The sequence below is a fragment of the Pseudomonas sp. Rh2 genome, from assembly GCF_040762985.1.
GTDB lineage: Bacteria > Pseudomonadota > Gammaproteobacteria > Pseudomonadales > Pseudomonadaceae > Aquipseudomonas > Aquipseudomonas taiwanensis.
On sequence record NZ_CP142890.1, the window covers coordinates 3,649,253 to 3,662,198 of the forward strand.

12 protein-coding genes and 1 riboswitch are annotated in these 12,946 nt (G+C 64.0%); of the genes, 6 read left to right on the forward strand and 6 right to left on the reverse strand.

The window, feature by feature from the left end; all coding sequences use genetic code 11:
* Nucleotides 1-8: 8 nt before the first annotated feature.
* Nucleotides 9-593, forward strand: coding sequence for a LysE family translocator (locus VXM67_RS16500; protein ID WP_027907082.1), 585 nt, complete (start codon nucleotides 9-11; stop codon nucleotides 591-593).
* Between the two features lie 64 nt (nucleotides 594-657).
* On the opposite strand, the gene VXM67_RS16505 is transcribed toward VXM67_RS16500, so the two are convergent.
* Together VXM67_RS16505 and calA are read right to left on the reverse strand one after the other, a co-directional pair.
* Nucleotides 658-1,857: a sugar transporter gene (locus VXM67_RS16505; protein WP_027907083.1), complete on the reverse strand. Its 1,200-nt coding sequence runs from the start codon at nucleotides 1,855-1,857 to the stop codon at nucleotides 658-660.
* Between the two features lie 171 nt (nucleotides 1,858-2,028).
* Complete coding sequence (gene calA / locus VXM67_RS16510) at nucleotides 2,029-3,081, reverse strand: vanillin reductase (protein ID WP_023381113.1); 1,053 nt, start codon at nucleotides 3,079-3,081, stop codon at nucleotides 2,029-2,031.
* Between the two features lie 179 nt (nucleotides 3,082-3,260).
* On the opposite strand from calA, the gene VXM67_RS16515 reads away from it, so the two are divergent.
* Nucleotides 3,261-4,169, forward strand: a complete 909-nt coding sequence (locus VXM67_RS16515; protein WP_104881588.1) for an AraC family transcriptional regulator — start codon at nucleotides 3,261-3,263, stop codon at nucleotides 4,167-4,169.
* 53 nt (nucleotides 4,170-4,222) lie between these two features.
* On the opposite strand, the gene thpR is transcribed toward VXM67_RS16515, so the two are convergent.
* On the reverse strand, nucleotides 4,223-4,765 hold the full coding sequence (gene thpR / locus VXM67_RS16520) for an RNA 2',3'-cyclic phosphodiesterase (protein WP_367237171.1): 543 nt from the start codon (nucleotides 4,763-4,765) through the stop codon (nucleotides 4,223-4,225).
* Nucleotides 4,766-4,934: 169 nt separating this feature from the next.
* Here thpR and lpxO point away from each other — a divergent pair, with 169 nt between their 5' ends.
* From lpxO to VXM67_RS16540, 4 genes are all read left to right on the forward strand, one after another.
* Entirely contained in the window at nucleotides 4,935-5,834 is a 900-nt protein-coding gene (lpxO, locus tag VXM67_RS16525) for a lipid A hydroxylase LpxO (protein ID WP_023381116.1), read from the forward strand.
* Nucleotides 5,835-5,886: 52 nt separating this feature from the next.
* Complete coding sequence (locus tag VXM67_RS16530; RefSeq protein ID WP_027907085.1) at nucleotides 5,887-6,231, forward strand: carboxymuconolactone decarboxylase family protein; 345 nt, start codon at nucleotides 5,887-5,889, stop codon at nucleotides 6,229-6,231.
* Between the two features lie 75 nt (nucleotides 6,232-6,306).
* Nucleotides 6,307-6,876: a GNAT family N-acetyltransferase gene (locus VXM67_RS16535; protein WP_023381118.1), complete on the forward strand. Its 570-nt coding sequence runs from the start codon at nucleotides 6,307-6,309 to the stop codon at nucleotides 6,874-6,876.
* Nucleotides 6,877-6,927: 51 nt separating this feature from the next.
* A riboswitch (cobalamin riboswitch) is annotated at nucleotides 6,928-7,134 on the forward strand.
* Between the two features lie 108 nt (nucleotides 7,135-7,242).
* Nucleotides 7,243-9,363 carry a TonB-dependent receptor gene (locus VXM67_RS16540; RefSeq protein WP_023381119.1) on the forward strand — a complete coding sequence of 707 codons (2,121 nt, stop codon included), beginning with the start codon at nucleotides 7,243-7,245 and terminating at the stop codon, nucleotides 9,361-9,363.
* A gap of 64 nt (nucleotides 9,364-9,427) precedes the next feature.
* On the opposite strand, the gene VXM67_RS16545 is transcribed toward VXM67_RS16540, so the two are convergent.
* The 3 genes from VXM67_RS16545 to VXM67_RS16555 form a co-directional block, all read right to left on the reverse strand.
* Nucleotides 9,428-10,321, reverse strand: coding sequence for a PA4780 family RIO1-like protein kinase (locus VXM67_RS16545; protein WP_023381120.1), 894 nt, complete (start codon nucleotides 10,319-10,321; stop codon nucleotides 9,428-9,430).
* Between the two features lie 84 nt (nucleotides 10,322-10,405).
* Nucleotides 10,406-11,326 (reverse strand): DUF2950 domain-containing protein, encoded by a 921-nt coding sequence (locus tag VXM67_RS16550; protein WP_023381121.1) that lies wholly within the window; start codon nucleotides 11,324-11,326, stop codon nucleotides 10,406-10,408.
* The gene (locus tag VXM67_RS16555; RefSeq protein ID WP_041925513.1) at nucleotides 11,323-12,726 is read right to left on the reverse strand and encodes a DUF3300 domain-containing protein; all 1,404 of its coding nucleotides are present in this window, start codon (nucleotides 12,724-12,726) and stop codon (nucleotides 11,323-11,325) included. The genes VXM67_RS16550 and VXM67_RS16555 overlap by 4 nt, the downstream gene beginning before the upstream one ends.
* Between the last annotated feature and the right edge of the window lie 220 nt (nucleotides 12,727-12,946).

A 12,946-nucleotide genomic window follows, 5' to 3' on the forward strand; every position in this document is an offset into this window, starting at 1 on the left:
TACTCGTCATGTCGTCGTCCCTGTTGCCTTTCATCCTCTTTGCCCTGGTCGCCAGCATCAGCCCAGGACCGACCAACCTGCTGATCCTTGCCCACAGTGCCCGCCTGGGCCTGCGAGCCAGCGTGGCGCCGATCGTGGCGGGGTGTGGCGCGGCCGCAGGGGTGGTGCTGATGGTCGGCCTGGGTTTGGGTGATTGGCTGACTCGCCACCCCCTCGCCCAGCAGTTGATGAGCTGGGCTGGAGTGATCTGGTTGAGCTGGCTGGCGTGGCAGATGCTGCGCAGCGCTGACGAACCGCTGCACAGTCTCACTGGCAAGCCCTTCAGCGCCTTCAGCGCTGCGTCGTTGCAACTGGTCAACCCAAAGGTGTGGATGATGGCGGTGGCGGTGATCGGCGTGTTCGCCGCGCCGTCACTGCCAGTGTGGCAGTTGGCGCTGGTGTTCCTGCTGGTTGCCCTGCCGTGCATGACCGTCTGGGCGATGCTGGGCGTGGGGAGCGCCCGCTGGTTGCATTCGCCGCAGCGGCTGCGTGGGTTCAACCGGGGACTTGCCGGGTTGTTGCTGGTGTCGGCAGGGTTGGCTGTCCTGGGTTGAGACTTACGCCCTCATTGCCGGCAAGCCGGCTTCAACCGATGCGGTGATGCCTTTACAGGAGTGCTCAGGCCCCCAGCGCTTCCCGGAAGCGCCGGGTGCTGGCCAGCGCCAGCAGCAACCCCGCCACGGCTACGCTACCGCCCACCAGGCCGATGTCCGCCACGCCCATCTGGCTGCTGACGATGCTGCCCAGCAGCGCCCCACCACCAATGCCGATGTTGTAGATGCCAGAGAACAACGCCATGGCCACGTCGGTGGCGTCGGAGGCCAACTTCAGGGTCTTCGATTGCAGCGCCAGACTGAAACTCAGGATCGCCACGCCCCAGAACATGCTCAACGCCGCGAACCCATAGAAGTTGCCCGACAGTGGCAGCAACAACAGCAGGCAAGCAGCCAGCAGGCTGATCGAGCCAATCAGGAAGCCATGGGGGAAGCGGTCGCTGTAACGGCTGAACAGCAGCGAACCGAACACGCCAGCGCCACCGAACAGCAGCAGTACCAAGGTGGTACGTTCGCCGCCGATCTGCGCCACATGCAGGGCGAACGGCTCGATGTAGCTGTAGGCGGTGAACTGCGCGGTAATCACCAAGGTCACCAACAGGTAGGTGATGACCAGCGCTGGACGCTTGAACAGAATCGGTAGGCTGCGCAGCGAGCCGGAGTTCTGGCTGGGCAACAGCGGCAACGACTTCATCAGGCATAGCATGGTCGCCAGCGCCACCCCGGCGATGCTGAGAAAAGTGGTGCGCCAGCCCAGCGCCTCACCCACCACGCGGCCCAGCGGAATGCCCAGCACCATCGCCAGTGTGGTACCGGTGGCCAAAAGCCCCAAGGCCTTGGCCTGCTGCCCCGGTGGCGCCACACGCACCGCCAGCGATGCGGTGATGGCCCAGAACACGGCATGGGCCAAGGCGATACCGATCCGGCTGACCAGCAACATGGCGAAACTCTGCGCCAGCCACGACAACAGGTGGCTGACGATGAACACCGCGAACACCATCAGCAGCAGACGCCTGCGCTCGATGTTGCGGGTCATCAGCATCATCGGCAACGACGCCAGCGCCACCACCCAGGCGTAGATGGTCAACATCAGCCCGACTTGCGCGGTGGTCATCTCGAAGCTGCGACCGATGTCGCTGAGCAATGCCACCGGGACGAATTCGGTGGTGTTGAAGATGAAGGCCGCCAATGCCAGGGCAATGACGCTCAACCAGCTGCCATTACCCGTAGTGGTGGGTAGGTGGGTAGGAATGGGTCCGTTCATGGGTGGATATCGTTACTCCGGAAACGAGGCAACAGTCGGCGCGCCTGGCACACGCGGGCACGGTGCTGACGTACGGTCTGTTATTGGAAGGAATGCCGGGCATGGTACGCGTCAGCCCAGCCCCTCACAACCACAGGCGTCCCAGATTCATCGCGCCGACCTGGGGTTCGATCAACCCTGCAGCGTCGCCATGTCGATGACGAACCGGTACTTCACATCACCGGCGATCATCCGCTCGTAAGCCTGGTTGATGTGACGAATATCCAGCAGCTCGATGTCGCAGCGGATATCGTGCTCGGCGCAGAAGTCCAGCACTTCCTGGGTCTGGGCTATACCGCCGATCAACGAGCCAGCCAGCACCCGACGCTTCAATACCAGGTTGGCCGCATGCAGCGCCGGGTCTACCGGTTCGATCAGACCGACCAGGATGTGCACGCCGTCGAACCTGAGGGTTTCCAGGTACGGGTTCAGGTCGTGCGGCACCGGGATGGTGTCGAGCAGGAAATCGAAGCGCCCGGCGGCAGCACGCATCTGCTCGGCATCGGTGGACACGATCACATGGTCGGCGCCTTGGCGGCGCGCCTCCTCGGCCTTGGCCTGGGAGCGGGTGAACAGCGTCACTTCGGCACCCAGCGCCTTGGCCAGCTTGATGCCCATGTGGCCCAGGCCGCCCATGCCGAGAATGCCGATCTTGTGGCCTGGGCCGACGCCGTGGTGCTTGAGTGGCGAGTAAGTGGTGATACCCGCGCACAGAATCGGCGCGGCACTGGCCAGGTCCATGCCCTCGGGAATACGCACGACGAAATGCTCGTCGACCACGATGCTGTTGGAGTAGCCGCCCATGGTATTGCTGCCGTCCACCCGGTCGGGGGTGGCGTAGGTCATGGTCGGGCCTTCCAGGCAGTACTGCTCCAGATCCTTGGCACAGGCTTCGCAGTGACGGCAGGAATCGACCATGCAGCCGACGCCGACCAGATCGCCCGCCTTGTACCGGGTAACATTCGCCCCCACGGCGGTCACCCGGCCGATGATTTCGTGGCCCGGCATCAGTGGATAGACTGCGATGCCCCATTCGTTGCGGGCCTGGTGGATGTCCGAGTGGCACACGCCACAGTAGAGAATCTCGATAGCGACATCGTCCGGGCGTGGGCTGCGACGTTGGAAGGTCATCGGCGCAAGGGGGCTGGTGGACGTCTGGGCGGCGTAACCGATAGCGGTGTACATACGGTACCTCATGGGAAGTGAAACGATTCAGGCGACGCATTCTGCGCGCCTCGAATCGCTGAGCCCACAACCGATTCTCCGGCATCCATGCCTGATTCTACGGAACTAACAGCCAAACTCTGGCGCTAGACCGTCAATCTGCGATGATGCGACTGTCTGATTCTCTGCCCTGGTTCCTCATGCAACTGACCCGCCACGTCGACGCCAATGCCACCCTCTGCGCCCTGATCCGCAGACTGACCACACGCCCCGGTTTCGTACCCACCGCCCTGCCCCAGGTGAACGTCCTGAGCTGGGACCACTACGTGGCCAGCAGCCCGCAGATCTACGAGCCGAGCCTGATGATCCTGGCCCAGGGCAGCAAGCTTGCTCGCCTTGGGCCACGCACGCTGGAGTATGGCGCCGGCCATTACCTGGTGCAGGCGCTATCGGTGCCCTTTATGTGCGAAACCTTTGCCACTCCCGATGCGCCTCTGCTTGGCGTAGCCGTGGACATCGACCGCGCGGTGCTCGGTGAGCTGGTGCAAAGCATGGACCTGCCCCCCGACGCCACAGTGCAGGCGCAAACTCCGCAGTCGATGACGTCGGCGGCTTTGGATGCGCCGATGCGCGACAGCGTCGAACGCCTGCTGCAGTGCCTGCAAAACCCGCTGGACGCCAAGGTTCTTGGCCCGGCACGGGTACGCGAAGTGCTCTACACCGCCCTGCGCGGCCCCCAGGCCAATGTCCTGAGGGCACTGGTCGAACAGCAAGGTCACTTCGCCCGCATCGGCGCGGCCCTGGCCCACTTGCGCGAGCACTACACCGAGCCACTGAGCGTCGAAGACCTGGCGGCGTGCGCCAACATGAGCGTTTCGACTTTTCATGAGCATTTCAAGCGTTGCACCGACATGGCACCGATGCAGTACCTCAAGCGTCTGCGGCTGCTCAAAGCCCAGCAAATGCTGATCGGCGAAGGCCTTGGAGTGGCGCAGACAGCGCACCGGGTGGGGTACCAGAGCACCTCGCAGTTCAGCCGCGAGTACAAACGCCAGTTTGCCCGCAGTCCAGGGGACGAAAGTGGCCGCCTCCTGTCATACCCCGTTTAGTGCGTCATTTCTGAGGCAGCCATTTCGCGACGCCAGGCCGCGCCCACCGGGCTCTACAACAACGGCCACTCGGCCAGCGGCCAGTAGCGCCCCTTGCGTGACTCGTACAAGGTGAAATGCCGGGCCGCGACAAAGAACTCCGGGGCCACCGTCGCTTCAGGCAGCTGCCCGCGAAAATCCCGGGACAAGGTAAGGTGCGGCCGGTACTCGCGTGCCTGCTCCTGGAACCCCAGGGGCAGCAGTGCCTGCTGCAGGCCATATACCAGCTGACGCATCCCCGCAGGCGTTTCCTGAGGCTCCAACACCAGTGCATTGGCGCGGTTCCAGACCTGCAACCGGTCAAGCAGCAACCGCAGCGGCGCCTCGGGCCGCGCCAGATTGTCTACCACGGCGTAAATGGCAGGCACCTGTGCGGCGTCCACATCGCCAAGAAACAACAAGGTCAGGTGGAAGTTCTCGCTGGGCACCGGCTTGCCACTGCGCAGGTTCAGACCGCGCCGCCATTGGGCAATGTCACTGCGCTGGCTGCCTTTTACCGGTAGTGCGAAGAACAGTCGCTTGAACGGGGCGCCACTTGGGCGAACATCCTGGGGCATGGGATCTCCGTAGGGCTGAATCCACTTGAAACGTTTGCGCAAAGCATGGGCCATTACACCTAAGTCGTCCTGATTTCACGTAACAATAAGTACAAAGTCCCTACATGATTGTTTATGCTGGCGTGCTAATGCCATGTCGCATGGCCATTTCTTCGACAAGTAAACGTCCATGAAAATTGCACTCGTACTCCTTTTCGTCTTCTCGATCGCCTATGTTCACCTGCGCGGTCGGGTACGCCACAAGCTGACCCGTCAGCTGGGCGACCACTCCAGTTTCCTCGCCCCGATCAATAGCTTCCTCTACCTGTTCTCCAAGCATCCAGCCAAGCCCTACCTGCCGGTCGAGGCGTTCCCGGAACTGCAACCGCTCAAGGACCACTGGCAGGAAATCCGTGAAGAGGCCCAGCAACTGCTGCATGCCGGTGCCATCAAGAAATCCGAGAATTACGACGACGTTGGCTTCAACTCGTTCTTCAAGACCGGCTGGAAGCGCTTCTACCTGAAGTGGTACGGCGAAAGCCACCCCTCGGCCATGAGCCTGTGCCCACGCACCACCGAGTTGCTCCAAGGCATCGGCACGGTCAAGGCGGCGATGTTCGCCACCCTACCGCCGGGTGCGAAACTGGTGCGCCACCGCGACCCCTACGCCGGCTCCTACCGCTACCATCTGGGCCTGGATACACCGAACGACGACGGCTGCTACATCGATGTGGATGGCGAAAAGTATTCCTGGCGCGATGGCGAAGCGGTGGTGTTCGACGAAACGTACATCCACTACGCCGCCAATACCACCGATCACAACCGCATCATCCTGTTCTGCGACGTCGAGCGTCCGCTCAAGTACCGCTGGGCGACCGCCTTCAACCGCTGGTTCAGCCGCAATGTCATGGCCGCCGCCGCCGCGCCGAACACCGCCAACGACAAGACCGGCGGCATCAACCGTCTGTTCACCCGCATCTACCGGATCCGTGAGCGCGGCAAGGCGCTGAAGAAGCGTAACCGTACCCGCTACTACCTGGAAAAGTGGGCCGTGGTCGCGGCACTGCTGCTGGTGTTCATCTATATCTGAAGGCTTGGACTACCCTGAAAGCTCCTGCCCAAACCCCAACAAGGTGAAGACGATGAGCATGATGGACTGGGACGCCTACCGTAAGCAGTTGATGGCCGGCATCGGCGATCTCAAGCAACTCTCCCCCGACACCGTGGCCGGCTACATGACGGCCAGCGGTGCGGGTGCCAAGACCAACCACCTGGACGCCAAGACTCGCGAGTTGATCTCCCTGGCCGTGGCGGTCACCACCCGCTGCGACGGCTGCATCGCCGTGCACTCGCAGCAAGCCGTCAAGCACGGCGCCACCCGCGAAGAAATCGCCGAAGCCCTGGGCGTGGCCGTCGCCATGAATGCGGGTGCCGCGCTGGTCTACTCGGCCCGGGCACTGGATGCCGTTGGCAAGGCCGACAGCTGAGGCCTGGCGGCGCCGCCCTTGCGCGACGGCGCCGCGTTACTCAGACTGGGCACCTCAGCCCTTGCAGGAACCCGCATGATCCACATCCGCCCCATGACGCCCGAAGACTTCGAGCGCTTCTGGCCAACCTTCCAGGCCGTCATCCAGGCCCGCGAAACCTACGCCTACGACCCTGCCCTCACTTTCGAACACGCCCGGCAACTGTGGCTGGAACTGCCCCTGCATACCCTGGTTGCCGAAGCGAACGGCGAGGTGCTCGGTTCGTATTACCTCAAGGCCAACGCGGCAGGTCCCGGCGCCCATGTGGGCAACTGCGGCTATATGGTTTGCGAAGCCGCCCGCGGGCGCGGCGTGGCGCGGATGATGTGCGAGCACTCGCAAAAGCTGGCACGCCAGGAGGGCTTCCTGGCCCTGCAGTTCAACTCGGTGGTGGCCAGCAACGAAGTGGCCGTGGCGCTGTGGCGGAAACTGGGTTTCGAAACGGTCGGTCGCCTGCCCAAGGCCTACCGCCATGCCCGTCTTGGGCTGGTGGATTGCCTGGTGATGTACAAATGGCTGGCCGACGAACCGGTGGTGGAGAAACCGCCGCTGCTGATCGGGCGCAAGAACATCGAAGCCCGCGTATCACGCCGCCGGGGTCGATAGCGCCATCGGCAATACCGCGCAATCCATTGACGCAGAGCCGTTCCGATGGTCAGATGCGCGCCAGTTTCAGGTGCCCTGCGCCGCCGCGCGCAGGGTGAAACGGGAAGCCGGTGAGTCGAGCTACACGACAAGTCCGGCGCTGCCCCCGCAACGGTAAGCGAGCGAACCCTTCGAAATACCACTGTGCAAACGCATGGGAAGGTGAAGGCTTCACGACCCTCGCAAGCCCGGAGACCGGCCTGGAGCTTCACTTGGCAACCCGCGGTGGGCGGGCGCAGGCCGGTTTGCGCGTGCGCGCCTGCGTGCGTGGCTCACCTTTGCGTGTTTTCCACCGGGATCCATTCATTCCTACAGCCGTGGAACGACATGTCCCGTATTTACAAGCTTCACACACTGGCGGCCTGCCTGGCCGTGACTTTTCCTGCCCTGGCCGACGAACGAAGTGCCCTGGCCCTGCCCTCCACGGCCATCACCGGCACCCACGATGACGCCGCCGTGGACCTCGCCACCCCGACCCAGGCTGGCTCGCGCCTTAACCTCAGCGCCCTGGAAACCCCGGCCAGCACCAGCAGCATCAGCGCACAACAGATCCAGCAGCGCAACAACCTCACCGTTCAGGATGCAGTCAGCCGCTCGCCCGGCATCTCCTTCATCGGTACCCCAGGCGATGGCGGCACCGGTCTCTCGGCCAGGGGCTTTACCGGGCATGGATCGGTGATGACCCTGTTCGATGGCACACGCCTGTACACGGGCGCGGGCACCCAGACTTTTCCGGTAGACCCGTGGCTGGTCGAGCGTATCGACGTGATCCGTGGCCCGGCCTCGGTGCTGTATGGCGAGGGCGCAACCGGCGCGGTGGTCAACGTGATCCCCAAAAAGCCATTCAGCGGCCAGGTGCAGAACCATCTGCGCCTGGGCTATGGCGCCTGGGACCGTCAGCAACTGGGCCTGGACAGCGGCGGCAGCATCAGCGAGCGCCTCAGCTACCGGGTGACCCTCAACCGCCAGGCAAGCAACGGCTGGGTCGACCGCACCGACTCGCGCAGCCTGGCCCTGGGCGCCGCGTTGCGCTTCGACGCCAACGACGACCTCAGCTTCACCCTGGCCCACGAGCGCGGCGATGCCGAGCCGGCCAACGACTTCGGCACACCCTTGATCGACGGCCACTACCGCTCCAGCCTGCGCAAGAAGAACTACAACATCGACGATGACGTGCAGCGCTACCGTGATGCGTGGACTCGTTTCACCACCGACTGGACCCTCAGCGACCACCTCAGTGCCAGCAACCAGCTCTACTACATCAAGAGCCGCCGCCATTGGCGCAATGCCGAGGCCTACAGCTGGGATGCCGACCGTGACCAACTGCTGCGCCAGAGCTACCTGCAGATCAAGCATAATCAGGAGCAGATCGGCGACCGCCAGACCTTCACGCTCGACCACCGCCTGTTCGGCTTGGCCAGCACCACCCTGGTCGGCGCCGAGTACAACAAGATTCGCTTCAACGTCGACAGCAACTCACCCTACGACGATGTCGGTGGCGACTACGTCGACCCATGGCACCCAACTGCGGCGACGTTCCACAGCAACTCGCCGCTGCGCCCGCAGACGCTGTCCACCACCCACACCTTCGCCCTGTTCGCGGAAAACCGCCTTCGGGTCACCGAGCGCCTCTCGCTGGTGACCGGCGTGCGCCGCGACCAGAACCATATCGACCGCGACAACCTGGTCGACGGCACCCGCAGCGACCACAGCCTGCAAGGCGGCAACTGGCGCGCCGGGCTGGTGTTCGCAGTGAACGATGACCTGTCCCTGTACGGTCAGTACGCCACCAGCGAGGACGGGGTGAACGATTTGATCAGCCTCAGCCCCGGCCAGATGCACTATGACCTGACCGAGTCGAAACAGACCGAACTGGGCCTCAAGCAACGTTTCTGGGAGGGGCGCGGCGAGTGGACCCTGGCGGCTTACCACATCGTCAAGAAAAAGCTGCTGGTGGACGACCCTGTCAGCCACGACAAACAACAAGCCGGCCAGCAGACCTCTGACGGGCTGGAGGCCAGCCTCGAACTGGCCTTGCCCCACCAGTGGCAGGTCTCGGCCAACGCCGCCGTGGTTCGCGCCACGTACGACGACTTCGATGAAGTGGTCGGTGGCGTAACCCAGGACCGCGCCGGCAACCGCCCGGCCAACGTGCCGCGACGCACCGCCAACCTATGGGTGAGCAAAGGCTTCGGGCAGGCCGTGGAAGCTGGGCTGGGCTTGCGCTACGTCGACCAGCGCTACGCCGACAGTGCCAATAGCCTTCAAGTACCTGGCTACACCGTGGTCGACGCCAACCTGGGCTGGCAGGTGGTGCCGGACGTACGCCTGGGCTTGCAACTGAACAACCTGTTCGACCGTGACTACGTGTCCTCGGCCTACAGTGGCGAACAATGGCTGATGGGCACACCCAGGTCGTACTTCGCCACGCTGGACTACCGTTTCTGACCGCAGTCCCTCGACGTGACGCCAATGTCCGCCTCGCGGGTCGCCCACGTCGGCGATGATAACCCTACTGCATCCAGGGTGGCGTCGGTTCCACCGCGTTGAGCGGCCCGTGCTCCGCCTCGGCACGAGCCGCTCGGCGACGGGCATCGTCGAGCCGTGCGGCATCGATCTCGCGCAGCACGCCCTGGACGTCGGCGTCGTACTCATCGTCCTCGAACTGCCCGGTCAACGGGCTGTCGGGGCGCAATTCCCCGGCCTCGTACAGGGCCCACATTTCCTCTGCGTAACGGGTGCGCTTGAGCTCTGGTGCGAAGTGCCCGAAATAGCTGGCCATGTTCGCCACATCACGCTGCAGCATGCTGAAGGCGTGGTTGTTGGCGGCGGCGTCCACCGCTTGCGGCAGGTCGATGATCACCGGGCCTTGCGGCCCGAGCAGCACGTTGAATTCCGACAAGTCGCCATGCACCATGCCGGCACAGAGCATCAGGACGATCTGGCGGATGACGAAGGCATGGTGCTCGCGGGCTTCTTCCGGCTCCAGGTGAACATCGTTCAGACGTGGTGCAGCGTCACCGTCGGCGTCGGTCACCAGCTCCATCAGCAACACACCATCCTGAAAGTCGTAGGGCTTAGGCACCCGCACACCGGCATTGGCCAGACGGAACAACGCGGTCACCTCGGCATTCTGCCACGCGTCCTCGGCTTCCTTGCGGCCATACTTCGAGCCCTTGGCCATGGCCCGGGCCTGGCGACTGTTGCGGACCTTGCGGCCCTCCTGATACTCGGCGGCCTGGCGGAAACTGCGCTTGTTGGCCTCTTTGTAGACCTTGGCGCAGCGGATCTGCCCTGCGCAGCGCACCACATAGACGGCTGCTTCCTTGCCGCTCATCAATGGCCGCAGTACTTCGTCGACCAGTCCGTCTTCGATCAGTGGTTCGATTCGTTTTGGCGTCTTCATCAGGCTGGGTTCTTGGGTCCTGGCTGGCCGATCGGCCGGAATGGACATCCTCTCACAGGCTGATGCGTATTGCTTGGTTGTCTGCTACTGGCCAATCGCTGGCGTGCTGGCGCCTGCCGGGGGGGCCCCTACGTCGTCGGGGACCACCTGCCAACTGTCATCCGGATCGAAGCGCTTCATGGCCTTGGCCTCTGCCTCCCCATTCGGCCCAAGGTCCTTCTCGAACACCTGGCCGTCATGGCTGATCATGAAGCTCATCACGCCGGTATCGTTGTACTTCGCAGGCCAGGCGATCAAGGCAAAACCACGGCTCATCTGGTTGCCGATCAGATAGCTGTAGGCCCCACCCGGTGCCGAGGGTCCCTGGCCGTCGAGGATGCGGAAGTGATAGCCATACCAGTCGTCGCCCATCACGTCATTGCCGAACAGCGGCCCCAGCGGACTGACCTGGCCGTCGTTCTCGTCTTCCCAGAACAGCCCGTCATGCTTGCCTGGGGAACTGAAGATCTTTTGCGCGTATTCCAGCGCGCCGTTGCCGTTGCGGTCCTGGGAGGCGTACTCCATCTGTGCGTCGTGGTACGCCAGCACGGACTGCAGCGCGGCCAGTTCATTGCGACCAATGCGCCGTGCTCGAATTTCGGCGCTGCCGGCCTTCAGGTCGAACGTCCAACCCTGCGCGCCTTTTACCAGCGGGATGGGCAACGTCCAGTGCTGGCTGCCCACCGCCAGAATCGCGTTACGGTCTCCTTGCGCCTGGACACGGTGCTGCTCGCGGTACTGCTGCAAGAACGCGTCGACATCGCTGCGCTGCACACCCCCGCGGGGAATATAGGTACGCCAGTCATCCCCAAGAAGCTGCGCCAGACGCGCCTCATCGGCGTGCGTTTCGCCCAATGCCGCAACGAACGCCTCCACTGCCTTTTCCGGTGTGGGGAATGCCTGCTGCGCCATGGCCAGACCCGACCAGGTCAGGCCCAATGCCAGTACCGCTGCCTTTGCATTCATCGACGGCCTCCTGCGCCACGGCGCACGCCTGCACTGGAGGGCCGGGAAATCTGGTGCCCGGCCGCCCGCGAGGCATTGGGCCGCTGGGCGAAGCTCTGGCTGGTCCGCCCGCGGGTGGCTTGCAGGGTGCTGCGCGACGGCGAGCGAACCCCTTCGAAGGCATTGTTGCGCGCTCGTCCGGCGCTACGCTGCTGCAGGGCCCGCCCTTCACCAGGCCGGGCTTGGCCGGCGTCCCGGGTGTTGCGCAGTTCCTGCCTGCGATCATGGGCACGTGGCGCGTCCTGCCGTGCCTGCACCCGGTTACCCGGGCTGTTGCCCGCCTGCACCTCGCGTACCCGGTCTCGGGCTTCGCGATTGCTGGTGGCCGGGCGCTCGATGCCATGGCGATCCATCGACGCCCGGGCCTTTTCCCGCGCCTGCGCCCGCTGGGCATCGTCACCACGAAAAGCCGTGCGCTGGGCGGCACCGTCGAGCTGGCGGCCAAACTGCTCACGGCTACGGCTGTCTCGGTAAGGCACCCCGTCACGGTGCACGGCGTTGTGCTGCCATTTGTTCTGGTTGTTGGTGATGCGGTTGTTGGCGTTGATGTTGTTGTAGCGATTGACGTCGATGTCGATGTCGTTGTCGCCCCAGTCGCAATCACCCCACAGCGAATCGATGATCGCCACCCCCGCCCCGAACGCCAGCCCGGCGATCAGGGCGGAGCCAGCGTAATACAACGGCGATGGCGGGTAATAGACCGGTGGCGAGGCCGGGTAGGCCCAGGTGCCATAAGTCGTGCTCGGGTTGTAGCTGGGCACGTACACCACCTGCGGGTCGGCTGGCTCGATGATGATCGTGGTCGACGATGAACTGGCCGCTGGGGATGCACTGCCAGTGGCGGGCGCCGCCTGGACCGTCACGTTCTGGTACTGGTTGCTTTGCAGGTTGCCGGCGGCCTGGGCCTGGTGGCGCAAGCGCTGGACGCTGTTCATCACATCGTCGGGCTGGGCGAGGAACGCATCCCCCAGACGCTGCACCCACACCGGGTCCTGGCCAAGCGTGACGAGCACCTGAGGGAAGGCCACCAGTGCCTGAACACTGGGGTCCCAGGATTGCTTGGCCACTTGCCTCACAGCCTCGTCGCCCTGGGCCTTCGGATTGGCCTTGGACCAGGCCACCGCCTCGGCGACTTCGCCGGGGTAAGTGGCGGCCATCAGTACCTGGGCCAGCAGCGCGTCGGGGTAAAGCGCGAGGGGAGCGAGCATCTGGTCCAGTTGCGCCTGGGTGAACACCGCGTCCTTAGTCGCAGCTGCCGGCGTCGCAGGTTCAGGCGCTGGGGGATCTGCAGCCTGCAGGCGGTTGGGCAGGACGTTCAGGCACAGCACCATCGACACAACACAGCACATTGGAATGCGCATGGCATTTCCCCATGTGTTCGGCTTGCGTGAAAGGAGTGAACCGCCACTGGGCAGTTGGAGCGTGAATAAGGTTAGCAAAGCGCTCGTCGTCAGCAACAAGCGCGCGTTCTCTTGGTCCTGGGGTTGGCTCGATAGTCACTATCGACAATGCCAATTTCTATCGCGCGGCGCCGCTCAATAAGCTGGGGCCATCGACAAGACACCTGCCCCGCCGCCCCTG

Coding starts and splice junctions, on each gene's coding strand:
- VXM67_RS16500 (WP_027907082.1), top strand. CDS start 9: ATGTCGTCGTCCCTGTTGCCTTTCATCCTCTTTGCCCTGGTCGCCAGC.
- VXM67_RS16505 (WP_027907083.1), bottom strand. CDS start 1,857: ATGAACGGACCCATTCCTACCCACCTACCCACCACTACGGGTAATGGC.
- calA (WP_023381113.1), bottom strand. CDS start 3,081: ATGTACACCGCTATCGGTTACGCCGCCCAGACGTCCACCAGCCCCCTT.
- VXM67_RS16515 (WP_104881588.1), top strand. CDS start 3,261: ATGCAACTGACCCGCCACGTCGACGCCAATGCCACCCTCTGCGCCCTG.
- thpR (WP_367237171.1), bottom strand. CDS start 4,765: ATGCCCCAGGATGTTCGCCCAAGTGGCGCCCCGTTCAAGCGACTGTTC.
- lpxO (WP_023381116.1), top strand. CDS start 4,935: ATGAAAATTGCACTCGTACTCCTTTTCGTCTTCTCGATCGCCTATGTT.
- VXM67_RS16530 (WP_027907085.1), top strand. CDS start 5,887: ATGAGCATGATGGACTGGGACGCCTACCGTAAGCAGTTGATGGCCGGC.
- VXM67_RS16535 (WP_023381118.1), top strand. CDS start 6,307: ATGATCCACATCCGCCCCATGACGCCCGAAGACTTCGAGCGCTTCTGG.
- VXM67_RS16540 (WP_023381119.1), top strand. CDS start 7,243: ATGTCCCGTATTTACAAGCTTCACACACTGGCGGCCTGCCTGGCCGTG.
- VXM67_RS16545 (WP_023381120.1), bottom strand. CDS start 10,321: ATGAAGACGCCAAAACGAATCGAACCACTGATCGAAGACGGACTGGTC.
- VXM67_RS16550 (WP_023381121.1), bottom strand. CDS start 11,326: ATGAATGCAAAGGCAGCGGTACTGGCATTGGGCCTGACCTGGTCGGGT.
- VXM67_RS16555 (WP_041925513.1), bottom strand. CDS start 12,726: ATGCGCATTCCAATGTGCTGTGTTGTGTCGATGGTGCTGTGCCTGAAC.